This is a genomic window from Streptomyces rubradiris (assembly GCF_016860525.1).
In the GTDB taxonomy this organism is placed as follows: domain Bacteria; phylum Actinomycetota; class Actinomycetes; order Streptomycetales; family Streptomycetaceae; genus Streptomyces; species Streptomyces rubradiris.
This window is the reverse complement of the sequence record NZ_BNEA01000015.1, coordinates 1,346,091-1,368,439: the sequence shown is the minus strand read 5'-3', so window position 1 is coordinate 1,368,439 and position 22,349 is coordinate 1,346,091. Positions and strand designations below refer to the sequence as shown.

Sequence of the window (22,349 nt, the reverse complement as noted above, 5' to 3'; positions counted from 1 at the left end):
TCAGCGTCCTTCTTCGATCCAGGTGGCGGCCGGGCCGTCCAGCACGATGTCCCAGCGGTAGCCCAGGGAGAACTCGGGCACCGACAGGCCGTGGTCGTAGGTGGCGACCAGCCGATGCCGGGCCGCGTCGTCCGTCACCGACTGCAGGATCGGGTCGTAGGGGAACAGCGGGTCGTTCGGGAAGTACATCTGGGTCACCAGCCGCTGGGTGAACGCCGTGCCGAACACCGAGAAGTGGATGTGGGCCGGACGCCAGGCGTTCACGTGGTTGCGCCAGGGATAGGGGCCCGGCTGGATGGTGGTGAAGTGATAGCGGCCCTCGGCGTCGGTGAGGGTACGGCCGACGCCCGTGAAGTTCGGGTCCAGCGGCGCGTCGTGCTGCTCGCGCCGGTGGGCGTACCGGCCGGCCGAGTTGGCCTGCCAGATCTCGATCAGCTGACCGCGCACCGGGCGCCCGTCGCGGTCCAGCAGCCGGCCGGAGACCGTGATGCGCTCGCCGATGGGCTCCCCGGTGTGCTGCCGGGTGAGGTCGTTGTCGATCTCGGTGATGTCCCGCTCCCCGAAGGCGGGGGAGCGCAGCTCCACCAGCTCCGGGTCCTGGCGCGTGTCGATCGCCACCAGGGGCTGCTTCGGATGGCGCAGCACGGAGGAGCGGTACGGCGCGTAGTCGCGGCGCGGATGGTGCTCGACAGGGGCGCCGTCGGCGACGCGCTTGGCGTACGCGACGCGCTCGGCGGCCATCTCCTGGTCGATGTCGTGCTGGGTGAGACTCATCGTGGTACCTGACGCTTCCTTATCGTTCGAGGACGAGGGCGAGGCCCTGGCCCACGCCGATGCACAGGGTGGCCACGCCGGTGCCGGAGCCGCGGCGGGCGAGCTGGTGGGCGACGGTCCCGGCGAGCCGGGCCCCGGAGGCGCCGAGCGGGTGGCCGAGCGCGATGGCGCCGCCCTGCGGGTTGAGGACCGCCGGGTCGAACTCCGGCCATTCGGCGAGGCAGCCCAGCACCTGGGCGGCGAACGCCTCGTTCAGTTCCAGCACCGACAGATCGCCGAAGCCCTTGCCGGCCTTGGCGAGGGCCCGGTTGACGGCCTCCACGGGCGCCAGGCCGAAGTACTGGGGATCGAGCGCGGAGAGGCCGGTCGCGCTGATCCGGGCCAGCGGCTCCCGGCCGGTGGCCCGCAACCCCTCCTCGTCGGCGAGGAGCAGGGCCGCCGCACCGTCGTTGAGGGGAGAGGCGTTGCCCGCGGTGACCGTGCCGCCCTCGGCGCGGAAGGCGGGCTTCAGCTTCGCCATGGCGGCGAGGGAGGCGTCCGGCCGTACGCACTCGTCGGCGTCGAAACCGACCGGCTCGCCCTTGCGCCGCGGCACCGGGACGGACACCAACTCGGCGTCGAACAGGCCCTGTTCCCGTGCGGCGGCGGCCTTGCGGTGCGAGTGCAGCGCGAACTCGTCCTGCCGCTCGCGGCCGATGCCGTGCTTGTCGGCGATCCTCTCGGCGCTCTCGCCCAGCGGGATGGTCCACTGCGGGTCCATCCGCGGGTTGACCATGCGCCAGCCGAGCGTGGTCGAGTACAGCTCGGTGTGGGCGGCCGGGAACGGGCTGTCCGGCTTCGGCAGCACGTACGGCGCCCGGGTCATGGACTCCACCCCGCCCGCCACGGCGAGGGACGCGTCACCCAGGGCGATGGCCCGGGCCGCCTGGATCACCGCCTCCAGGCCGGAGGCGCACAGCCGGTTCACGGTCACGCCGGGCACGGAGGTCGGCAGCCCGGCGAGCAGGGCGGCCATGCGGGCGACGTTGCGGTTCTCCTCGCCGGCGCCGTTGGCGTTGCCGAGGTAGACGTCGTCGATCCGGGCGGGATCCAGTTCGGGGGTGCGGGCGAGCAGCGCGCGGAGGGTGTGGGCGGCGAGGTCGTCGGGGCGGACGGTGGCCAGGGCGCCGTTGTACCGGCCGAAAGGCGTGCGGACGGCGTCGACGATGTAAACGGGTTTCGGGGTGTGAGCGGTGTTCACAGTGTGTGCGCCTTTGTGGTGTGAACTGGGTCAACAGGATCGGCGGGATTAGCGGGGTTCACGGCGTCGGGGCTGGCGGCGGTGGCGTGAGGGGTGCAAGCGGTGCGAGCGGTGCCAGCGGTGTGAGCGGGGTTCACAGCCTTGACGTTGGCGGTGGCTTGAGCGGTGTGAACCGTGTGAGCTGGGTTCACAGCAGACCCTCCGCAACGCTCAGTTCCGCGTCCGTCCTGGCGATGACCTCGTCCACGCTCACACCCGGCGCGGTCTCCGTCAGCGTCAGCCCCTCCGCGGTGACGTCCAGCACCGCCAGATCCGTGATGACTCGGTTCACACACCCCTTGCCGGTCAACGGCAGCGTGCACTCCTTGAGGATCTTCGCCGAGCCGTCCTTCGCGGTGTGCGTCATCACCACGATCACCTGCCGGGCACCGTGCACCAGGTCCATCGCGCCCCCGATCCCGGTGACCAGCTTTCCGGGCACCGCCCAGTTGGCCAGATCGCCCCCGGCGGACACCTGCATCGCGCCCAGCACGGCGACATCGATGTGCCCGCCCCGGATCATCGCGAAGGACAGCGCCGAGTCGAAGAAGGAGGCGCCCGGCAGCACCGTCACGGTCTCCTTGCCGGCGTTGATCAGATCGGGGTCGACCTGGTCCTCCGTGGGATACGGGCCGGTGCCCAGGATGCCGTTCTCCGACTCCAGCACCACCTCGACCCCCTCGGGAAGGTGGTTGGGGATCAGCGTCGGCAGACCGATCCCGAGGTTCACGTACTGGCCGTCCCGCAGTTCACGGGCCGCGCGGGCGGCCATCTCCTCGCGTGTCCAGGCCATCAGCCGCTCACCGTCCGGAACTCGATCCGCTTGTCGGCCGCCTGCTCCGGGGTGAGCGGCACCACCCGCTGCACGAAGACGCCCGGCACGTGCACCGCGTCCGGATCGATCGCGCCGGGCTCGACCAGTTCCTCCACCTCGGCGATCGTGACCCGGCCGGCCATCGCGGCCAACGGGTTGAAGTTCCGCGCCGACCTGCGGAACACCAGATTTCCGTGCCGGTCCCCGCGCGCGGCCCTGACCAGCGCGAAGTCGGTGCGGATGCCCCGCTCCAGCACGTACTCCACGCCGTCGAACTCCCGCACCTCCTTCGGCGGCGAGGCCAGCGCGACCCCGCCCGAGCCGTCGTAGCGCCAGGGCAGTCCGCCCTCGGCGACCTGGGTGCCGACGCCGGCGGGGGTGTAGAAGGCGGGGATGCCGGCGCCGCCCGCGCGCAGCCGTTCGGCCAGCGTGCCCTGCGGGATCAGCTCCAGCTCCAGCTCACCGGCCAGGTACTGGCGGGCGAACTCCTTGTTGCCGCCGATGTAGGAGCCGGTCACCCGGGCGATCCGGCCCGCGGCCAGCAGCACCGCCAGCCCGGACTCCATCGCCCCGCAGTTGTTCGACACCACCTTCAGCCCGCCGACGCCGCGCTCGTACAGCGCCTGGATCAGCACGTCGGGCACGCCGCTGAGCCCGAACCCGCCGACGGCGAGGGACGCGCCGTCCGGCACATCGGCCACCGCCTCGCCGGCGGTGGCCACCACCTTGTCCATGCGTGAAGCTCCGTCTCTCCGGTACCCCGAATAGTCAGGGCACTGAGTATTTCGTGAGGTGCCGCTCACGCTGCCACCGGAGACGAAGACCGTCAAGACCTGGATTTCCCGCGCTCACAGAACAAGACAGCCGGTTTGGCGGCCGGGTATCGTTCAGTGCACCAACGAATCGATCAGGGGAGCGCACATGGCCGCGGTGGACCTCGGCACCCATCCCGGACACCTCGCCCGGCGGCTCCAGCAGGCCCACTACCTGCTGTGGAACACGATGGTCTCGGAAGAGATCACCTCGCCGCAGTTCGCGGTCATGAACGCGCTCGTCGCCGAGCCCGGACTCGACCAGCGGACCGTGGGGGAGCGGGTGGGCCTGGACCGCTCCACCATCGCCGAGGTGATCAGCCGGCTCGACCGCCGCGGACTGCTGCACAAGGTGCGCGACCCGCGCGACGGCCGGCGCTTCCTGCTCCGCCTCACCGAGGAGGGCGCGCGCACCCACCGCAAGCTGTCCGTCCGCACCACCCGGATGAACCAGGTCTTCCTCGCCCCGCTGACCGCCGAGGAGCGGACCGTGTTCTTCGAGCTGATCCGCCGGGTCGCCGACGCGGCCGAGAGCCTGCGCAACCCCGAGCCCCCGCACCCCGCCGAGCCCCCGCACCCCGCCGAGCCCCCGCGCGAGCCGGCCGAGCCCCTGGCCACCCAAGGCTGACCGCCCCCACGGCCACCGCCCCGCCGTGAGCCTCCCCGCACCGGGCGCCCAATGCCGGGCGTCAGGTGCCGCACGCCGGGCGTCAGGTGCCGTACGCCGCAGCCCGCCACCGGGTTCGGCACCGGCGCGCACGGGTACCCGGCCGCGACCGCACACGGACGAGGCCGAACGTGACCTAGGGAGTGCGACCCATGAAGGCAGTCACCTGGCAGGGCAAGCGGGACGTCCGGGTCGAGGACGTGCCCGACCCGCGGATCGAGGAACCCACGGACGCGGTCATCCGCGTGACGTCCACCGGACTGTGCGGCTCCGACCTGCATCTGTACGAGGTGCTCACCCCGTTCATGACGCCCGGCGACATCCTCGGTCACGAGCCCATGGGCATCGTGGAGGAGGTCGGCCCGGAAGTACCGCACCTGCGCCCCGGCGACCGGGTCGTGGTGCCCTTCCAGATCGCCTGCGGACACTGCTTCATGTGCGACACGGGCCTGCCCACCCAGTGCGAGACGACCCAGGTCACCGGCGAGGGCATGGGCGCGGCCCTGTTCGGCTACACCCGCCTGTACGGTGCCGTGCCCGGCGGCCAGGCCGAGTACCTACGGGTCCCGCAGGCGCAGTTCGGCCCGATCAAGGTTCCCGAGGGACCGCCGGACGACCGGTTCGTCTACCTCTCCGACGTGCTGCCCACCGCCTGGCAGGCCGTCGAGTACGCCGCCGTCCCGCCCGGCGGAACCCTCGCCGTCCTCGGCCTCGGCCCGATCGGCGACATGGCCTGCCGGATCGCCAGGGCCCGCGGCGCGGAACGCGTCTTCGGCGTGGACCTGGTGCCCGAGCGGCTCGCCCGGGCGCAGCGGCGCGGGGTCGAGACGTACGACCTGAGGGCCTTCGACGACGAGAAGGCACTGGTCCACGCGATCCGGGAGGTGACCGGCGGCCGGGGCCCGGACGCCGTGATCGACGCGGTGGGCACCGAGGCGCACGGCAGCGCCGCCGCCAAGCTCGCCCAGACGGCGACCGCGATGATGCCCCGCAAACTGAGCGGTCCGCTCGCCGAACGCTTCAGCATCGACCGGCTCGGCGCCCTGTACATGGCGATCGACCTGGTCCGCCGCGGCGGCACGATCTCGCTCAGCGGCGTCTACGGCGGCATGGCCGACCCGATGCCGATGCTCACCCTCTTCGACAAGCAGATCCAGCTCCGCATGGGCCAGGCCAACGTCCGCCGCTGGGCCGACCAGATCATCCCCTACCTCACGGACGACGACCCGCTCGGCGTGGACGACTTCGCCACGCACCGGCTGCCGCTGGCGGAGGCACCGCACGCCTACGAGATGTTCCAGCGCAAGCAGGACGGTGCCGTCAAGGTGCTCATGCGGCCGTAGTGACGCCCGCGCCCGCGGCGCGCACGGTGACGGTCGCTCAGCCGGGCTCCCGCGGGCCCTTCTCGCCGAGCACCTCCGCCAGGTCGTAGCGCACCGGCTCCTCCAGCTGGGCGTACGTGCAGCTCTCCGGCGTGCGGTCCGGGCGCCAGCGGCGGAAGCGGGCGGTGTGCCGGAAACGCTGCCCGTTCTCCATGTGGTCGTAGGCCACCTCGGCCACCCGCTCCGGCCGCAGCGGCACCCAGGACAGGTCCTTCTTCCCGGACCAGCGGCTCGGCGCGCCCGGCAGCCGGGCCGTCTCGTGCGCGGCCTCGTCCGTCCAGGCGGCCCACGGGTGCCCCGAGACGTCGTCCATCCGCAGCGGCTGAAGCTCCTCGACCAGTTCGGCGCGCTTCTTCATGGAGAACGCGGCCGACACGCCGACGTGCTGGAGCCGGCCCCGCTCGTCGTAGAGGCCCAGCAGCAGCGAACCCACCACCGGGCCGCTCTTGTGGAGGCGGTACCCGGCGACGACGACGTCCGCCGTCCGCTCGTGCTTCACCTTGAACATGGCCCGCTCGTCCTGGAGGTAGCGCAGGTCCGGCGGTTTGGCCACGACGCCGTCCAGCCCGGCGCCCTCGAACTGCTCGAACCAGTGCCGGGCCACCTCGATGTCGGCCGTCGAGGGCGCCAGGTGCACCGGCGGGGTGGCGTGTGCCAGGGCCCGGTCCAGCAGGGCGCGGCGATCGGACAGCGCCACGTCGAGCAGGGCGTGGTCGTCCAGGGCCAGCAGGTCGAAGGCGACGAAGGACGCCGGGTTCTTCTCGGCCAGCATCCGCACCCGGGAGGCGGCCGGGTGGATGCGCTCGGTCAGCGCGTCGAAGTCCAGCCGCCCACCGCGCGCGATCACGATCTCCCCGTCCAGTACGCACCGCTCGGGCACCCGCTCCTTCAGCGCCTCGACCAGTTCGGGAAAATACCTGGTCAGCGGCTTGCCAGTGCGGCTGCCCAGCTCGATTTCGGCCCCGTCGCGGAACACGATCGACCGGAAGCCGTCCCACTTGGCCTCGTAGTGCATGCCCGGCGGGATCTTCGCCACCGACTTGGCGAGCATCGGCTTCACGGGCGGCATGACGGGCAGATCCATGCCACCGATTCTGCGCGCATGCATACGGCTTCGCCCGGTATGCGAGGTGTGCGGGGTGCGCCTACGGTGGCCGCATGGGTGATGCGGTGGAACTGGAGGTCGGCGGCCGGACCGTACGGCTGTCCAGCCCGGACAAGGTGTTCTTCCCGGAGCGGGGCTTCACCAAGCTGGACCTCGCCCGGTACTACGTCTCGGTCGCCCCCGGCATCCTGCGTGCCCTGCGCGACCGCCCCACCACCCTGGAGCGCTACCCGGACGGCGTCGGCGGCGAGTGGTTCTTCCAGAAGCGGGCGCCCAAGAGCATGCCCGACTGGATCCCGACCGCCCACATCACCTTCCCCAGCGGCCGCAGCGCCGACGAGATGTGCCCCACCGAGGAGGCCGCCGTGGTGTGGGCCGCCCAGTACGGCACCCTCACCTTCCACCCCTGGCCGGTCCGCGCCACCGATGTCGACCACCCCGACGAACTCCGCGTCGACCTCGACCCGCAGCCCGGCACCGACTACGCCGACGCGGCCCGCGCCGCCCACGAACTGCGCGCGGTACTGGAGGAGTTCGGCGGTCTGCGCGGCTGGCCGAAGACCTCCGGCGGCCGGGGGCTGCACGTCTTCGTCCCCATCGAACCCCGCTGGACCTTCACCCAGGTGCGGCGCGCGGCGATCGCGGTCGGCCGGGAGATGGAACGCCGGATGCCCGAGCACGTCACCATCAAGTGGTGGAAGGAGGAGCGCGGGCGCCGCATCTTCCTGGACTACAACCAGACGGCACGGGACCGCACCATCGCCTCCGCCTATTCGGTGCGTCCCCGCCCGCACGCCCCCGTCTCCGCGCCCCTGCGCTGGGAGGAGGTCGGCGTCGCCCACCCCCGTGACTTCGACCTCGCCACCATGCCCGCCCGGTTCGCCGAACTCGGCGACGTGCACGCCGACATGGACGACCACGCCTACTCCCTGGACGCGCTGCTGGAACTGGCCCGGCGGGACGAACACGACCACGGCCTGGGCGACCTGCCGTACCCGCCGGAATACCCGAAGATGCCCGGCGAGCCCACCCGCGTCCAGCCGAGCCGGGCCCGCCGCACCCCGTCGGACTGAGCCCCGGCCGGGAGCGGGTGGCACATCACGGCGCGGCCCGGGAAGCGGAGCGCCGGCGCCCCCGCGGCTATCCTGAGGGCCGGCCGCCGAGGAGGGGGTGTCCCGAAGTGACCGAGGCCGTGTCGCGTCCCACCCTGGAGGCCGTGGCCGCGCGGGCCGGAGTGTCCCGGGCCACCGCGTCCCGGGTGGTCAACGGCGGCGACGGGGTCCGCGCACCCCTGGCCGAGCGGGTCCGGCGGGCCGTGGCGGAACTGGGCTACGTCCCCAACCAGGCGGCACGCAGCCTGGTGACCCGGCGCCACGACGCGGTCGCGGTCGTCGTCGCCGAGCCCGAGACCCGGGTCTTCGCCGATCCCTTCTTCGCGCTCCAGCTGCGCGGCATCAGCAAGGAACTCACCGCGCACGACAACCAACTGGTGCTGCTGCTCACCGAGGGCCGCGCCGACCACACCCGCGTGGCCCGCTATCTCGCCGGCGGCCATGTCGACGGCGCGCTCGTGTTCTCCCTGCACCTGGACGACCCGCTGCCCGGCCTCATCCGTGCCGCCGGGGTGCCCACCGTGTTCGGCGGACGCCCCCACCGGAGCGCGGACCCCGGGGCGCCGGACCCCGGCGTGGTGTACGTCGACTGCGACAACCGGGGCGGGGCCCGGGCGGCGGTACGGCACCTGCTGGACCTCGGCCGCCGGCGCGTCGCCCACCTCACCGGCGCACTGGACCAGACCTCGGCGGCGGACCGGCTCGACGGCTACCGGGACGCCGTCGCCGAGGTGCCCGGCGCGTACGATCCCCGGCTGGTCGCGGAGGGCGACTTCACCCCGGCCGGTGGCGAGCGCGCCATGCGGGAACTGCTGGCCCGCTGCCCGGACGTCGACGCCGTGTTCGCCGCCAACGACCTCAGCGCGCTCGGCGCCCTGCGGGTGCTGCGCGAGAGCGGCCGGCGGGTGCCCGAGGACGTGGCCGTGGCCGGCTTCGACGACATGGCGCCGGTCGCCGAGCAGACCGACCCGCCGCTGACGACGGTACGTCAGGACATCGAGGGAATGGGCCGCCTGATGGCCCGGCTGCTGCTGGACGGTCTGCCCGGCGGCCGGGACCGGGAGCGTACGACGGCCGGCGCCCCGGACACGCGGGGCAAGGGCGTGATCCTGCCGACCACCCTGATACGCCGCGCCTCCGCGTGAGCCGCCCGCGGGCCGGCCGGACAAGCGCCGCCGGAACACCACGCCGGCACCCGCTTCCCCGGGGCCCTCGGCTTTTCACACCGGTCCCGCGCGCCGCCGTGCGCGTACCGGGAACCAGGGGCATCATCGGGGCGGTTCGGGGGCCGGCGGCCGACGGCCCCGGGTACGCCGTTGAGCCGGCGTTGATCGAACGTTTTTCTGTCTGGGGCAGGCTCCTTGCCATGCACTCAGACACCATCACACCGGCCGACGACACCTGGCGGACGCAGGCCCTGTGCGCACAGACCGGGCCGGACTTCTTCTTCCCCGAGCCCGGCAGCTCGGTGCGCGAGGCGAAGCGCATCTGCGCCATGTGCGAGCTGCGCCCGGCCTGCCTGGAGTACGCCCTCGCCCACGACGAGCGGTTCGGCGTCTGGGGCGGCCTGTCGGAGAAGGAACGCCTGGCCCTGCGGCGCACCGCCCGCTGATCCCGGCCCTCCGGCACACCGCCCGCCGACCGCCCGGGCCGAGTGCGGGGCGTCAGCCCCCGGCGCGCGCCGCCATCCGGGCCTTGCGCGCGGCCAGCTTCTCGTCGAACTTCGACGCCTCCGCGTTCAGCCCGCCCAGAAACAGGCCGAGTTCCTCCTGCGCCCTCAGGCCCTCGGGGCCGAGGCCGTCGATCTCCATGACCTTCAGGAAGCGCAGCACCGGCTGCAGCACGTCGTCGTGGTGGATGCGCAGGTTGTACACCTCGCCGATCGCCATCTGCGCGGCGGCCCGCTCGAAGCCGGGGATGCCGTGGCCGGGCATGCGGAAGTCCACCACGACGTCCCGGACCGCCCGCATCGTCAGGTCGGGGGCGAGCTCGAAGGCGGCCTTGAGCAGGTTGCGGTAGAACACCATGTGCAGGTTCTCGTCGGTCGCGATGCGGGCCAGCATGCGGTCGCAGACCGGGTCCCCGGACTGGTGGCCGGTGTTGCGGTGCGAGATCCGCGTGGCCAGCTCCTGGAAGGCGACGTAGGCGATCGAGTGCAGCATCGAGTGCCCGTTGTCGGACTCGAAGCCCTCGCTCATGTGCGCCATACGGAAGCGTTCCAGCTGGTCGGGGTCCACCGCGCGCGAGGCCAGCAGATAGTCGCGCATCACGATGCCGTGCCGGCCCTCCTCGGCCGTCCAGCGGTGCACCCAGGTGCCCCAGGCGCCGTCGCGGCCGAACAGCGTGGCGATCTCGTGGTGGTAGCTCGGCAGGTTGTCCTCGGTGAGCAGGTTGACCACCAGGGCGATACGGCCGACCTCCGTCACCTTCGACTGGCCCTTCTCCCAGGCCTCCCCGTCCTCGAACAGACCGGGGAAGTTACGGGCGTCGCTCCACGGTACGTACTCGTGCGGCATCCAGTCCTTGGCGACCTTCAGATGCCGGTTCAGTTCCTTTTCGACCACTTCCTCCAGTGCGTACAGGAGCCGCGCGTCGGTCCAGACGGACGGGCTGCCGAGGTGAGGGGAAGTGATCGTCACAGGAACTCCAGGGGGACGCCGGACATGGGGCGTGGGGAAGGGGAACGGCCCGGCGAGCGGTGCCGGGAACCTACGTGATCGTAGGCTACGAATCCGTAGGTTACGTAGCCGTAGGTTAAGACGGCGGTAAAGAACCGCTGATCAGCCTCGCCGACCGGGCTCCCGCGCACGCCGGACAGCCCCGGGACCCGCAGGTCCCGGGGCTGTCGAAGGGGCGGAATCACCCGATCAGGCGTACAACTCCCGCAGGCGCACGGAGAGGCAGGTCACACAGCCCTCCAGCTTCTCGAACTCGCTGATGTCGACCGTGACCACGTCATGACCGAGATCGCTCAGCAGCTCCGCCGTGCGCGGCGCGCTCGCCGCCATCAGCAGCTTGCCGCCGCCCAGCAGCACCACGTGCGCCCCGGACTCCTCCGGCACCGACAGGAACCCCGGGAACAGCGACGGCCGGTCCACCCGCGGGATGTGCCCGATCACCGTGCCGTCGGGCAGCGCGGTCACCGCCGACTTCAGGTGCAGCACCTTGCTCACCGGGACGGCCACCACCCGGGCGCCCAGCGGTTCGAAGGCCGCGCGTAGCTGCTGCACACCGGCCGCGTTGGTGCGCCCGCTGCGGCCCACGTACACGGTGTCGCCGACCTTGAGGACGTCACCGCCGTCCAGCGTGCCCGGATCCCAGATCCAGTTCACCGAGCAGCCGAGGCTCGCCACCGCCTCCTCCACACCGGCGGTCTCCGCGCGCCGGGCGGCGGCACCCGGACGGGTGATCAACGCCACGTTCCGGAACATGACGACGGTGTCCTCGACGAACACCGAGTCCGGGCAGTCGTCGGCCGGTTCGACCTCGATGGTCTCCCAGCCGTGCGCGCGCAGGGCCGCCACATAGGCCTCCCACTGCTCCACGGCGAGCCCCACGTCGACCTGCTCCCGCGCGATGTGCGTCACCAGGCCGTCGGCGAGGCGGGGGCTGGGGCGGCGGACGAGGGCCTTCTTGCTGGGCACGACGGGCCTTTCGTATCGGTCGGTGCGGTGGCCGGCGCCGGTCACTCGGCGCCGGTCCGTCATCATGCAGCGCGCTCCGGCCAGGACAAAACCCTGGTCACCGGGTGTGTGTCCGGGCCGCCCGGTCAGACCGGTCCGCCGAGCGCCTCGGGCGTGGTCTCCGTCAGCTCGCCTCCCTCCAGCAGCAGCCAGCGGGTGATCCCGATCGACTCCAGGAACGGCAGGTCGTGGGCGGCGACGAGCAGCGCGCCCTCGTACGACTCCAGGGCCTGGGTCAGCTGCCGGACGCTGGCCAGGTCCAGGTTGTTCGTCGGCTCGTCCAGCAGCAGCAACTGCGGTGCCGGCTCGGCGAGCAGCAGCGCGGCCAGGGCCGCCCGGAAGCGCTCGCCGCCGGAGAGGGAGCCCGCCTTCTGGTCGGCCCGGGCGCCCCGGAAAAGGAAGCGGGCGAGACGGGCCCGGATCCGGTTGTTGGTGGCGTCCGGCGCGAACCGGGCCACGTTCTCGGCCACCGACAGGCCGTCGTCCAGCACATCCAGCCGCTGCGGCAGGAACCGCAACGGCACGTGGGCCGTCACGGTGCCGGCCACCGGCGCCAGTTGGCCGGCGACGGTCCGCAGCAGCGTCGTCTTGCCGGCGCCGTTGCGGCCGACGAGCGCGATCCGCTCCGGGCCGCGCAGCTCCAGGATGCCCGGCACGCGCGCGTGGCAGGCGGTTTCCACATTCTCCAGGGTGAGCACCTGCCGCCCGGGCGGCACGGCCGTGTACGGCAGTTCGACGCGGATCTCGTCGTCGTCCCGTACGGCCTCCACCGCATCGTCCAGCCGTTCCCTGGCCTCGGCGAGCCGTTCCTCGTGCAGGATGCGGTGCTTGCCCGCCGACTCCTGGGCGGCGCGTTTGCGCGCACCCATGACGATCTTCGGCTCGCGCTTGGAGTCGTACATCTTCTGGCCGTACCGCTTGCGGCGGGCCAGTTTCACCTGGGCGTCGGCCAGTTCGCGCTTCTGCTTGCGCACATCGGCCTCGGCGACGCGCACCATGCGCTCGGCCGCCTCCTGCTCGACGGCCAGCGCCTCCTCATAAGCCGAGAAGTTGCCGCCGTACCAGGTCACCTCGCCCGCGCGCAGGTCCGCGATCCGGTCGACCAGGTCGAGCAGTTCCCGGTCGTGGCTGACCACGACCAGGACGCCCGGCCAGGCGCCGACGGCCTGGTGGAGCCGCCGGCGCGCGTACAGGTCGAGGTTGTTGGTGGGTTCGTCGAGCAGCAGGATGTCCGGGCGGCGCAGCAGCAGCGCGGCGAGCCGCAGCAGCACCGACTCGCCGCCGGACACCTCGCCGACGGTCCGGTCCAGGCCGATGTGGCCGAGGCCGAGTTCGCCGAGGGTGGCCAGGGCGCGCTCCTCGACGTCCCAGTCGTCGCCGACGGTCTCGAAGTGCTCCTCGGAGACGTCGCCCGCCTCGATGGCGTGCAGGGCGGCCCGCCGCTCGGCGATGCCGAGGGCCTGGTCGACCCGGAGCGAGGTGTCCAGGGTGACGTTCTGCGGGAGGTGGCCGATCTCGCCGGTCGCCTTGACGGTGCCGTCGGCCGGGGCGAGTTCCCCGGCCAACAGCTTGAGCAGGGTGGACTTGCCCGATCCGTTGACGCCGACGAGCCCGGTCCGGCCGGGGCCGAACGCGATGTCGAGTCCGTCGAAGACGGCGGTGCCGTCGGGCCAGGCGAAGGACAGGGAGGTACAGGTGAGGGAAGCGGACATGGGCGCCTCGCGAGGGTGTGGGCGTTCGGGTGGACGCGTGTCGAGACACCGCGAGGCGGAAACCGAAGGGCCGGGCAGGGAAGGGCCGCGGAAGAAGGGGCCTGTGCCTGGGGGACGGCTCGGACGCCGAGGTCGTCGTACGCCGCGCACACCTCACCGGTGCGACGCGGTGTCTCGGGACCTCAGACGAGCAACGTCCTTCTCCAATCGACGGCAACAGAACCGCTGAACACCGTACGAGCGGCGGGAAGGGGGTGTCAACGCGATTTCCACCGAGGTGCTTCTGGCGCTGAGCGAGGCGTTCCCCACGCGCGCGTGCCGTTCACCGGGCGTCCCACGCGCGCGTGCCCTTCAGCAGGTGTCCCGCATCAGCTCGGCGAGGCCGTGGTCCAGGTCGAGCTGGAGGTGTTCCAGGCCGGCGGGGACCAGTTCGTCCGCGGCCTTGAGGAACCGCCGTATCTCGCCCGAGCGCACATGCACGATCGCGGTGCCTTCCGGGGCGTGGAACTCCAGCACCGTGCGGTCGTACCCGTACGGCCGCACGCGGACGTCACCCTGGCCCGCGCGGTCCTCCAGCCCGGCCGTCAGCAGCTCGCGGGCGAAGGTCCAGCACACGTCGACGCCCTCCAGGGTGGCCGGCGCCGGGAAGGTCATGCGGACGGCGAACGGGTCACGCCGGTCGTAGCGCAGCGTGGCGGGAATGCTCGGCATGCGCGGTGCGGCGGCGACGAGACGGGCCTCTACGGGCTGCTCGATGACGGTGGACAACGCCTTGCTCCCTCGTGACGGCTGGACAGCGCCCGGATGCGCCCACACCCGGCACAAGAAGAGACGACGGAAACGGCCGGTGCGTGCACCCCCGGACCGAGTGACCTCGGTCACCGCGTTCATGCACGGGGGGCACGGTCCGGTCGGCCCGTCTCCCGCCGCGCGCCGGCGCGACCCGGCTGCCTGGACGCGCCCCGGCGGGCCCGCGCCGGGGCCCGGCACACCGGATGGGGACGGTGGCCGGTCCGGTGACGTGAGCGTCCGTGAGACGGGTACTCGTCCCTGTGCCGCGAAGGAAAGGAGCGATCATGCCAGCCGGTTCCAGCCCCAAGCGCGAGCGTCAGTACGAGCACATCAAGAAGAGCGCGCAGGACCGGGGCGAGAGCACCGGGCGCGCCAAGGAGATCGCCGCGCGGACGGTGAACAAGGAACGCGCCCGCTCCGGCGAGTCCAAGACCGCCAGCCGCACCTCGACCCAGGACATGTCGTCCGGCAAGCGGGGCGGTCAGCGGTCCGGCAACCGGGTCGGCTCGCACGGCCCGACCCGCGACCAGTTGTACAACGAGGCCAGGCAGCGCGGCATCGAAGGCCGTTCGCACATGAACAAGGAGCAGTTGCAGCGCGCGCTGGACCGCAAGAAGGGATGACCCGCCGGCTCAGCCCAGCGTCTGCCGGTGCCGCTCCAGCTCGGGGGCCGTCTTCGTGGCGAGGAACTCGATGACGCGGTAGGAGCACATCCCGGCGGTGACGAACGGGTCGGTGGCGACGACCTCCTCGATCTCCGCGCGATCCCCCGTGACGGCCAGGATCACCCCGCCGTCGCGGGGGTTCTTGCGCCCGGAGGCGAGGAACAGGCCCTTGTCGTACTGCCGCTCCAGCCAGGCCACGTGGTCGGGCAGAACGGCGTCCACGGCATCGAGGGGCGCGGTGTAGGTCAGCTCCAGGACGAACATGATCAGGAGCCTACCCCCGCCCCGCCGCAGGCCACCGGCGAACCGTACAGTCACCCCCGTGACGATCGTTGGCGTACCCGCGGGCTGGCCCGCTACCGAGGAGGAGGCCCGCGCCGTCCAGGACGAGCTGCGCGGCCGAGTGGTGCTCCACGAGCCCGGCCCCCCGCCCGGCACCGGCCGGGTCACCGGCGTCGACGTCGCCTACGACGACGAGCTGGACCTGGTCGCGGCGGCCGCCGTGGTGCTGGACGCCGCCACCCTGGACGTCGTCGCGGAGGCGACGGCCGTCGGCCGGGTCTCCTTCCCGTACGTGCCCGGACTCCTCGCCTTCCGGGAGCTCCCGGCCGTGCTGGCCGCGCTGGACCGGCTGCCCGTCCCGCCCGGCCTCGTCGTGTGCGACGGCTACGGCCTCGCCCATCCGCGCCGCTTCGGCCTGGCCAGCCACCTCGGGGTGCTCACGGACCTGCCGGTCATCGGCGTCGCCAAGAACCCGTTCACCTTCACCCACGACGACCCCGGCCCGGCGCGCGGCGCCGACGCGCCGCTGATGGCGGGAGCCGAGGAGGTCGGGCGCGCCCTGCGCACCAGGGACGGCGTGAAACCGGTCTTCGTTTCCGTCGGCCACCGGGTGGGCCTGCCCGGTGCCGTGGCGCACACCCTCGCGCTGACCCCGCGGTTCCGGCTCCCGGAGACCACGCGCCGGGCCGACGCCCTGTGCCGGCGGGCCCTGCGCGAGGCGGCGCGGCGCCTGGCCGGCACCGGCGGTCAGGACGCCACGACCCGCCAGGCGCCCACCTCCTGGTACGCCGAGTCGTAGACGGCCGAACCGGCACCGGGTTCCACGGCGTAGTGGCGCAGGTTGCCACCCCAGTAGCGCAGGATGCGCTCCAGTTCGCGCGCCCGGTCCTGCGCCTCCACAGCGTCGTCCACGGTCACTTCCAGCACGAACTTCACGTGCGCTCCGCCTCCTCGGGGGACACTCCGGTCAAGGCCCCATCGTCGCAGCCGGGCACCGGCGGGCGGGCCGGGACCGACGTGTTCCGGTCAGCGCCGCGCCGCCACCCGGAAGGTGATCCCGGCCGCGCGCAGCCGTTCGGTCAGGGCGTCGCCCATCGCCTCGGCGGTGGTGACCTGGCCGGCCGTCGGCGGCAGCTCGTCGAAGGCCAGGCAGAGGGCGGCCTCGGCGAACATCTTCGCCGTCTCGTCGTAGCCCGGGTCGCCGCCCGCGACCTCGGTGTACACGCGCTCCCCGCCGCCCTCGCCGACGAACCGCACCCGGAACCAGCTCTTCGCCCGCTTGTCCGGGCCCGGGCCGTCGCCCGGCCGGAGCAGGTCCGACACCCGGCGCCGCACGGGCGGCAACTGGGCCGCGACCGCCAGCGCGCCGACGGCGGCGGCCCCGCCGAGGGCGACCGGCAAGTGGCGTACGGCGGCGTAGTGGCGGTAGCGGAAGTCCGGGCCGTACCGCTCCAGCGCCCGCGCCGAACGGCGCACGACCTGCGGGTCGATGGTGGGCAGCGGCAGCGCCCAGGCGCCGGCCTCCGGGGCGAACCTCGGCGCGCCGGGCGGCGTCGTGACCCGGCGGCCCGGCAGCCGCGGCTCGTGCCGGGCCCGTTCGCGGGCTGCGGCCCGCATCCGCCCGGCGCGGGCCAGCTGGTTCAGCGCGGAGGCGAGGGTGCCGCCGGAGAAGGCCGCGTCCACGGTCACGTAGCCGTCCACGGTCAGCGGCACGCCCTCGGGCAGTTGGCGGACCGTGACGTACACGCCGAGGTCGTGCGGGACCGAGTCGAAGCCGCAGGCGTGCACCAGGCGCGCGCCCGTCTCCCGCGCGCGTGCGTCGTACCGGACGTACATCAGGTCCACGAACTCCGGCTCGCCCGTGAGGTCCAGGTAGTCGGTGCCGCTGTCGGCGCAGGCGGCGACGAGTTCCTCGCCGTGGAGCACGTACGGTCCGACGGTCGTGGCGACCACGCGCGCGTGCCCGGCGAGCGCGCGCAGGGTGGCCGGTTCGCCCGTGTCGGCCCGCAGGACGCCGATGCCCTCGCCGCCGGGCAGGCTCTCCCGCAGCCGTTCCAGCCGCCGTTCGTCACGGCCGGCGACCGCCCAGCGCAGCCCGCGCGGCGCGTGCTCGGCGAGATAGCGGGCCGTGAGCGTGCCGACGAAGCCCGTGGCTCCGAAGAGCACGAGGTCGTAGGGACGGCCGGCCCTGCCGATGCTGCTCATGTCACCCCTTGTCCGCACACCCCGGCGCAGCTCGCGCCGCTGTCGGTGGCCGAGGCTAGCGTGAGGAGTGCGCAGTCCGAGGACCAGCCCGGAGGCAGCGGTGCCCGCAGTCAGGAACACCCCGCGCCCGCGGGAGCCGGCACACCCGCCCCGGCGGGCGTGCCGGCACCGCGCGGACGGCGGGGGAGGCGCGGTCCCGTTCACTCGTCCGGGTGATGGCTGACGCGCCGGGCACTTGGCTAAGCGCTTGCTCGTTGGGTCTTGTGTTCGGTGGAACACGTTCTTAGCATCACCGGTGTTACAGCAACGGTGTCACACACGCATGGGGGCTGGACGGATGACAACGGCACAGACGCCGCCGGCGCCGGGTACCGGCCCGCTCTCCGGCGTGCGCGTGGTCGAACTGGCCGGCATCGGGCCCGGCCCGTTCGCCGCCATGCTGCTGGCCGACCTGGGCGCCGACGTGGTCCGGGTGGACCGCCCGGGCGGCGCGGGCCTCGGCCTCGACCCGGCCCGCGACCTCACCAACCGCAACAAGCGCTCCGTGGTGGTCGACCTCAAGGCGCCGGACGGCCCCGCACGCGTCCTGGACCTCGCCGAACGGGCCGACATCCTCGTGGAGGGCTACCGCCCGGGCGTCGCCGAACGGCTCGGCGTCGGCCCCGGCGACTGCCACGCCCGCAACCCCCGCCTGGTCTACGGCCGGATGACCGGCTGGGGCCAGGACGGCCCCCTCGCCCACCGCGCCGGCCACGACATCGCCTACATCGCGCTCACCGGCACCCTCGGCATGATCGGCCGCCCGGACGAACCCCCGGCCGTGCCCGCCAACCTCCTCGGGGACTACGCGGGCGGCGCCCTCTACCTGGTCGTCGGCGTGCTCGCCGCCCTGCACCACGCGCGCGCGACCGGCACCGGCCAGGTGGTCGACGCGGCCATCGTCGACGGCACGGCCCACCTGTCCACGATGATCCACGCCATGCTCGCCGCCGGCGGCTGGCAGGACCGGCGCGCCGCCAACCTCCTGGACGGCGGCTGCCCGTACTACGGCACCTACGAGACCGCCGACGGCCGGTACATGGCGGTCGGCGCCCTGGAAGAGAAGTTCTACGACGAGTTCCTGCGCCTGCTGGGCCTCGCCCCCCTCGCCTCCGCCCGCACCGACCTCACCCGCTGGGGGGAGCTGCGCGAACGGATCGCCGCCGCCTTCAAGACCCGCACCCGGGCCGAGTGGACGGCCGTCTTCGAGGACTCCGACGCCTGCGTGGCACCCGTGCTCGGCCTGCGCGAGGCCCCGCACCACCCGCACCTGGCCGCCCGCGCCACCTTCACCGACCACGACGGCATCACCCAGCCCGCCCCCGCCCCCCGGTTCTCCGCCACCCCGGCCACCGTCCGCACCGGCCCCGCCCGGCCCGGCGCGGACACCGCGGCGGTCGCCCGGGACTGGCGCATACCGCCCCGCCCCGCCGGCGGCCCCGACGCCCCGGCCACCGAAGACGCGATCACCGACGGCGGCTGACCCGCCGACCCCGCCCGGCCCACCCTCCCGAAAGGCACCCCAGTGAGCACCGAAGCGTACGTGTACGACGCGATCCGCACCCCCCGCGGGCGCGGCAAGGCGAACGGCGCCCTGCACGGCACGAAGCCCATCGACCTGGTCGTCGGCCTCATCCACGAGATCCGGGACCGCTTCCCGGACCTCGACCCGGCCGGGATCGACGACATCGTGCTCGGCGTCGTCAGCCCCGTCGGCGACCAGGGTTCCGACATCGCCCGGATCGCCGCCCTCGCCGCCGGGCTGCCGGACACCGTCGCGGGCGTCCAGGAAAACCGCTTCTGTGCCTCCGGCCTGGAGGCCGTCAACCTGGCCGCCGCCAAGGTCCGGGCCGGCTGGGAGGACCTGGTCCTGGCCGGCGGCGTCGAGTCCATGTCCCGCGTCCCGATGGCCTCGGACGGCGGCGCCTGGTTCAACGACCCGATGACCAACCTCGCCGTCGACTTCGTCCCGCAGGGCATCAGCGCCGACCTGATCGCCACCATCGAGGGCTTCTCCCGCCGCGACGTGGACGAGTACGCGGCCCTGTCCCAGGAGCGCGCCGCCACCGCCTGGAAGGAGAACCGCTTCGAACGCTCCGTGGTCCCCGTCAAGGACCGCAACGGCCTGGTCGTCCTCGACCACGACGAGCACCCGCGCCCCGGCACCACCGCCGACTCCCTCGCGGGGCTCAAGCCGTCCTTCGCGGACATCGGCGACCTGGGCGGCTTCGACGCCGTCGCGCTCCAGAGGTACCACTGGGTGGAGAAGATCGACCACGTCCACCACGCGGGCAACTCCTCCGGCATCGTGGACGGCGCCGCGCTCGTCGCGATCGGCTCCCGCGAGGCCGGCGAACGCCACGGCCTCACCCCGCGCGCGCGGATCGTCTCCGCCGCCGTCTCCGGCTCCGAGCCGACCATCATGCTCACCGGCCCCGCCCCCGCCAGCCGCAAGGCCCTGGCCAAGGCCGGTCTCACCATCGACGACATCGACCTGGTCGAGATCAACGAGGCGTTCGCCGCGGTCGTCCTGCGCTACGCGAAGGACATGGGCCTGAGCCTGGACAAGATCAACGTCAACGGCGGCGCCATCGCCTTCGGCCACCCGCTCGGCGCCACCGGCGCGATGATCCTCGGCACCCTCGTCGACGAACTGGAGCGCCAGGACAAGCGCTACGGCCTCGCCACGCTGTGCGTCGGCGGCGGCATGGGCATCGCCACCGTCCTCGAACGTATCTGAACTCCCCGCGGAACCAAGCGACTTCAACGGAGACGACTGTCATGACCGAGAGCACCACCATCCGCTGGGAGCAGGACGACACCGGTGTCGTCACCCTCGTCCTGGACGACCCGGACCAGTCCGCGAACACCATGAACCAGGCGTTCCGCGACTCCCTCGCCGTGATCACCGACCGGCTGGAGGCCGAACGGGACTCCATCCGCGGCGTCATCCTCACCTCGGCCAAGAAGACCTTCTTCGCCGGCGGCGACCTGCGCGACCTCATCCAGGTCACCCCCGAGACCGCACAGGAACTGTTCGACGGCGGCCTCGCCATCAAGCGCGACCTGCGCCGCATCGAGACCCTCGGCAAACCGGTCGTCGCGGCGATCAACGGCGCGGCCCTCGGCGGCGGCTTCGAACTGGCCCTCGCCTGCCACCACCGGATCGCCCTGGACACCCCCGGCACCCGGATCGGCTGCCCCGAGGTCACCCTCGGGCTGCTCCCCGGCGGCGGCGGAGTGGTGCGCACCGTACGCCTGCTGGGCATCGCGGACGCCCTGCTGAAGGTGCTTCTGCAGGGCACCCAGTACAACGCCCGGCGGGCCCGGGACAACGGCCTGGTCCACGAGGTGGCCGAGACCCGCGAGGAACTGATCGCCAAGGCCCGCGCGTTCATCGACGCCCACCCCGAGTCCCGGCAGCCCTGGGACACGCCGGGCTACAAGATCCCCGGCGGCACCCCGGCCCACCCGAAGTTCGCCGCCAACCTGCCCGCCTTCCCGGCCAACCTGCGCAAGCAGACGAACGGCGCCCCCTACCCGGCCCCGCGCAACATCCTCGCCGCGGCCGTCGAGGGCTCCCAGGTCGACTTCGAGACCGCCCAGGTCATCGAGGCCCGCTACTTCGTGGAACTGGCCGCCGGACAGATCTCGAAGAACATGATCCAGGCGTTCTTCTTCGACCTCCAGGCGGTCAACTCCGGCGCTAGCCGGCCCAAGGGCGTCGAGCCCCGCCAGGTGCGCAAGGTGGCCGTCCTCGGCGCCGGCATGATGGGCGCCGGCATCGCCTACGCGTGCGCCCGCGCGGGCATCGACGTCGTCCTCAAGGACGTCTCCCCCGAAGCCGCGGCCAAGGGCAAGGGCTACTCGGAGAAGCTGTGCGCCAAGGCCGTCGCCAAGGGCCGCACCAGCCAGCAGAAGGCCGACGCGCTGCTCGCCCGGATCACCCCCACGGCGGAGACGGCCGACCTCGCGGGCTGTGACGCGGTCATCGAGGCCGTGTTCGAGGACACCGCCCTCAAGCACAAGGTGTTCCAGGAGATCGAGTCGGTCGTCGCCCCCGACGCGCTGCTGTGCTCCAACACCTCCACCCTGCCGATCACCACGCTCGCCGAGGGCGTCGACCGCCAGGCCGACTTCATCGGGCTGCACTTCTTCTCACCGGTCGACAAGATGCCGCTGGTCGAGATCATCAAGGGCGAGCGCACCGGCGAGGAGGCGCTCGCGCGCGCCTTCGACCTGGTCCGGCAGATCAACAAGACGCCGATCGTCGTCAACGACTCGCGGGGCTTCTTCACCTCCCGGGTGATCGGCCACTTCATCAACGAGGGCGTCGCCATGGTCGGCGAGGGTGTCGAGCCCGCCTCCGTGGAACAGGCCGCCGCCCAGGCCGGCTACCCCGCCAAGGTGCTCTCCCTCATGGACGAGCTGACGCTCACCCTGCCCCGCAAGATCCGGGCCGAGACCAAGAGGGCCGTGGAGGAGGCCGGCGGCACCTGGACCGCGCACCCGGCCGAGACGGTCGTCGACCGCATGGTGGACGAGTTCGGCCGCACCGGGCGCAGCGGCGGCGCCGGTTTCTACGACTACACCGAGGACGGCGAGCGGGCCGGACTCTGGCCGGGGCTGCGCGAGCACTTCACCAAGCCCGGCCACGACATCCCGTTCCGGGACATGCGGGAGCGCATGCTCTTCGCCGAGGCGCTCGACACCGTACGCCTGCTGGAGGAGGGCGTCCTGACCTCGGTCGCCGACGCCAACATCGGCTCCCTCCTCGGCATCGGCTTCCCCGGCTGGACCGGCGGTGTGCTCCAGTACATCAACGGCTACGAAGGGGGCCTGCCCGGCTTCGTCGCCCGCGCGCGCGAGCTGGCCGAGCGCTACGGCGACCGGTTCACCCCGCCCGCGCTGCTCGTGGCGAAGGCGGAGCAGGGGGAGATCTTCACCGACGCCCGCTGAGCCGCCACACCCGGACGGCGCGCCCCGGGACCCCGCGCCCGGGGCGCGCCGTGCCGTCAGCTGTCCG

Annotated in this window: 22 protein-coding genes; 10 read left to right on the top strand and 12 right to left on the bottom strand. The window is 72.8% G+C overall.

All coding sequences use genetic code 11. The features are described 5' to 3' along the window. The 4 genes from pcaH to Srubr_RS19295 all read right to left on the bottom strand — a co-directional run bounded on the left by pcaH (position 1) and on the right by Srubr_RS19295 (position 3,601). Positions 1 to 774, bottom strand: coding sequence for a protocatechuate 3,4-dioxygenase subunit beta (pcaH, locus tag Srubr_RS19310; RefSeq protein ID WP_189999351.1), 774 nt, complete (start codon positions 772 to 774; stop codon positions 1 to 3). A gap of 19 nt (positions 775 to 793) precedes the next feature. Then, positions 794 to 2,014, bottom strand: coding sequence for a thiolase family protein (locus tag Srubr_RS19305; protein ID WP_189999350.1), 1,221 nt, complete (start codon positions 2,012 to 2,014; stop codon positions 794 to 796). 187 nt (positions 2,015 to 2,201) lie between these two features. Next, entirely contained in the window at positions 2,202 to 2,846 is a 645-nt protein-coding gene (locus tag Srubr_RS19300; RefSeq protein WP_189999349.1) for a CoA transferase subunit B, read from the bottom strand. Then, positions 2,846 to 3,601: a CoA transferase subunit A gene (locus Srubr_RS19295; protein WP_189999348.1), complete on the bottom strand. Its 756-nt coding sequence runs from the start codon at positions 3,599 to 3,601 to the stop codon at positions 2,846 to 2,848. Before Srubr_RS19295 ends, Srubr_RS19300 begins: the two co-directional genes overlap by 1 nt. Before the next feature lie 187 nt (positions 3,602 to 3,788). Here Srubr_RS19295 and Srubr_RS19290 point away from each other — a divergent pair, with 187 nt between their 5' ends. Continuing rightward, positions 3,789 to 4,307, top strand: coding sequence for a MarR family winged helix-turn-helix transcriptional regulator (locus tag Srubr_RS19290; protein ID WP_189999347.1), 519 nt, complete (start codon positions 3,789 to 3,791; stop codon positions 4,305 to 4,307). 191 nt (positions 4,308 to 4,498) lie between these two features. Then, positions 4,499 to 5,689, top strand: a complete 1,191-nt coding sequence (locus tag Srubr_RS19285) for a zinc-dependent alcohol dehydrogenase (RefSeq protein WP_189999346.1) — start codon at positions 4,499 to 4,501, stop codon at positions 5,687 to 5,689. Between the two features lie 37 nt (positions 5,690 to 5,726). Here Srubr_RS19285 and Srubr_RS19280 read toward each other — a convergent pair whose 3' ends face one another. Continuing rightward, positions 5,727 to 6,812: an ATP-dependent DNA ligase gene (locus tag Srubr_RS19280; RefSeq protein WP_189999345.1), complete on the bottom strand. Its 1,086-nt coding sequence runs from the start codon at positions 6,810 to 6,812 to the stop codon at positions 5,727 to 5,729. Between the two features lie 74 nt (positions 6,813 to 6,886). On the opposite strand from Srubr_RS19280, the gene ligD reads away from it, so the two are divergent. The 3 genes from ligD to Srubr_RS19265 all read left to right on the top strand — a co-directional run bounded on the left by ligD (position 6,887) and on the right by Srubr_RS19265 (position 9,557). Beyond that, entirely contained in the window at positions 6,887 to 7,906 is a 1,020-nt protein-coding gene (gene ligD / locus Srubr_RS19275; RefSeq protein WP_189999344.1) for a non-homologous end-joining DNA ligase, read from the top strand. Positions 7,907 to 8,013: 107 nt separating this feature from the next. Then, a complete protein-coding gene (locus tag Srubr_RS19270) occupies positions 8,014 to 9,090 on the top strand; it encodes a LacI family DNA-binding transcriptional regulator (RefSeq protein ID WP_189999343.1) in 1,077 nt (358 codons plus the stop codon). A gap of 221 nt (positions 9,091 to 9,311) precedes the next feature. After that, entirely contained in the window at positions 9,312 to 9,557 is a 246-nt protein-coding gene (locus tag Srubr_RS19265; protein ID WP_189999342.1) for a WhiB family transcriptional regulator, read from the top strand. 52 nt (positions 9,558 to 9,609) lie between these two features. On the opposite strand, the gene Srubr_RS19260 is transcribed toward Srubr_RS19265, so the two are convergent. From Srubr_RS19260 to ssgD, 4 genes are all read right to left on the bottom strand, one after another. After that, positions 9,610 to 10,584: an acyl-ACP desaturase gene (locus Srubr_RS19260; RefSeq protein ID WP_189999341.1), complete on the bottom strand. Its 975-nt coding sequence runs from the start codon at positions 10,582 to 10,584 to the stop codon at positions 9,610 to 9,612. 228 nt (positions 10,585 to 10,812) lie between these two features. Beyond that, entirely contained in the window at positions 10,813 to 11,589 is a 777-nt protein-coding gene (gene ddaH / locus Srubr_RS19255; protein WP_189999340.1) for a dimethylargininase, read from the bottom strand. Positions 11,590 to 11,714: 125 nt separating this feature from the next. Further along, the gene (locus Srubr_RS19250; protein ID WP_189999339.1) at positions 11,715 to 13,340 is read right to left on the bottom strand and encodes an ABC-F family ATP-binding cassette domain-containing protein; all 1,626 of its coding nucleotides are present in this window, start codon (positions 13,338 to 13,340) and stop codon (positions 11,715 to 11,717) included. 351 nt (positions 13,341 to 13,691) lie between these two features. Further along, complete coding sequence (gene ssgD / locus Srubr_RS19245) at positions 13,692 to 14,108, bottom strand: spore wall synthesis regulator SsgD (RefSeq protein WP_189999338.1); 417 nt, start codon at positions 14,106 to 14,108, stop codon at positions 13,692 to 13,694. A gap of 308 nt (positions 14,109 to 14,416) precedes the next feature. Here ssgD and Srubr_RS19240 point away from each other — a divergent pair, with 308 nt between their 5' ends. After that, on the top strand, positions 14,417 to 14,755 hold the full coding sequence (locus Srubr_RS19240) for a hypothetical protein (protein ID WP_030618251.1): 339 nt from the start codon (positions 14,417 to 14,419) through the stop codon (positions 14,753 to 14,755). 9 nt (positions 14,756 to 14,764) lie between these two features. On the opposite strand, the gene Srubr_RS19235 is transcribed toward Srubr_RS19240, so the two are convergent. After that, positions 14,765 to 15,061: a YciI family protein gene (locus Srubr_RS19235; protein ID WP_189999337.1), complete on the bottom strand. Its 297-nt coding sequence runs from the start codon at positions 15,059 to 15,061 to the stop codon at positions 14,765 to 14,767. A 58-nt stretch (positions 15,062 to 15,119) separates the two neighbouring features. On the opposite strand from Srubr_RS19235, the gene Srubr_RS19230 reads away from it, so the two are divergent. Beyond that, a complete protein-coding gene (locus Srubr_RS19230) occupies positions 15,120 to 15,878 on the top strand; it encodes an endonuclease V (RefSeq protein ID WP_189999336.1) in 759 nt (252 codons plus the stop codon). On the opposite strand, the gene Srubr_RS19225 is transcribed toward Srubr_RS19230, so the two are convergent. Together Srubr_RS19225 and Srubr_RS19220 are read right to left on the bottom strand one after the other, a co-directional pair. Beyond that, positions 15,827 to 16,015: a hypothetical protein gene (locus Srubr_RS19225; RefSeq protein ID WP_189999335.1), complete on the bottom strand. Its 189-nt coding sequence runs from the start codon at positions 16,013 to 16,015 to the stop codon at positions 15,827 to 15,829. The two genes, Srubr_RS19230 and Srubr_RS19225, sit on opposite strands and share 52 nt — an antisense overlap. A gap of 90 nt (positions 16,016 to 16,105) precedes the next feature. Continuing rightward, on the bottom strand, positions 16,106 to 17,284 hold the full coding sequence (locus tag Srubr_RS19220; protein WP_189999334.1) for a saccharopine dehydrogenase family protein: 1,179 nt from the start codon (positions 17,282 to 17,284) through the stop codon (positions 16,106 to 16,108). 337 nt (positions 17,285 to 17,621) lie between these two features. Between Srubr_RS19220 and Srubr_RS19215 the strand changes: the two genes are divergently transcribed. From Srubr_RS19215 to Srubr_RS19205, 3 genes are read left to right on the top strand one after another with little or no spacing between them, the layout of a single operon-like run. Further along, the gene (locus tag Srubr_RS19215) at positions 17,622 to 18,806 is read left to right on the top strand and encodes a CaiB/BaiF CoA transferase family protein (protein WP_189999333.1); all 1,185 of its coding nucleotides are present in this window, start codon (positions 17,622 to 17,624) and stop codon (positions 18,804 to 18,806) included. Between the two features lie 42 nt (positions 18,807 to 18,848). After that, entirely contained in the window at positions 18,849 to 20,063 is a 1,215-nt protein-coding gene (locus Srubr_RS19210) for an acetyl-CoA C-acetyltransferase (RefSeq protein WP_189999332.1), read from the top strand. Positions 20,064 to 20,104: 41 nt separating this feature from the next. Continuing rightward, positions 20,105 to 22,282: a 3-hydroxyacyl-CoA dehydrogenase NAD-binding domain-containing protein gene (locus tag Srubr_RS19205; RefSeq protein ID WP_189999331.1), complete on the top strand. Its 2,178-nt coding sequence runs from the start codon at positions 20,105 to 20,107 to the stop codon at positions 22,280 to 22,282. Positions 22,283 to 22,349 lie beyond the last annotated feature (67 nt).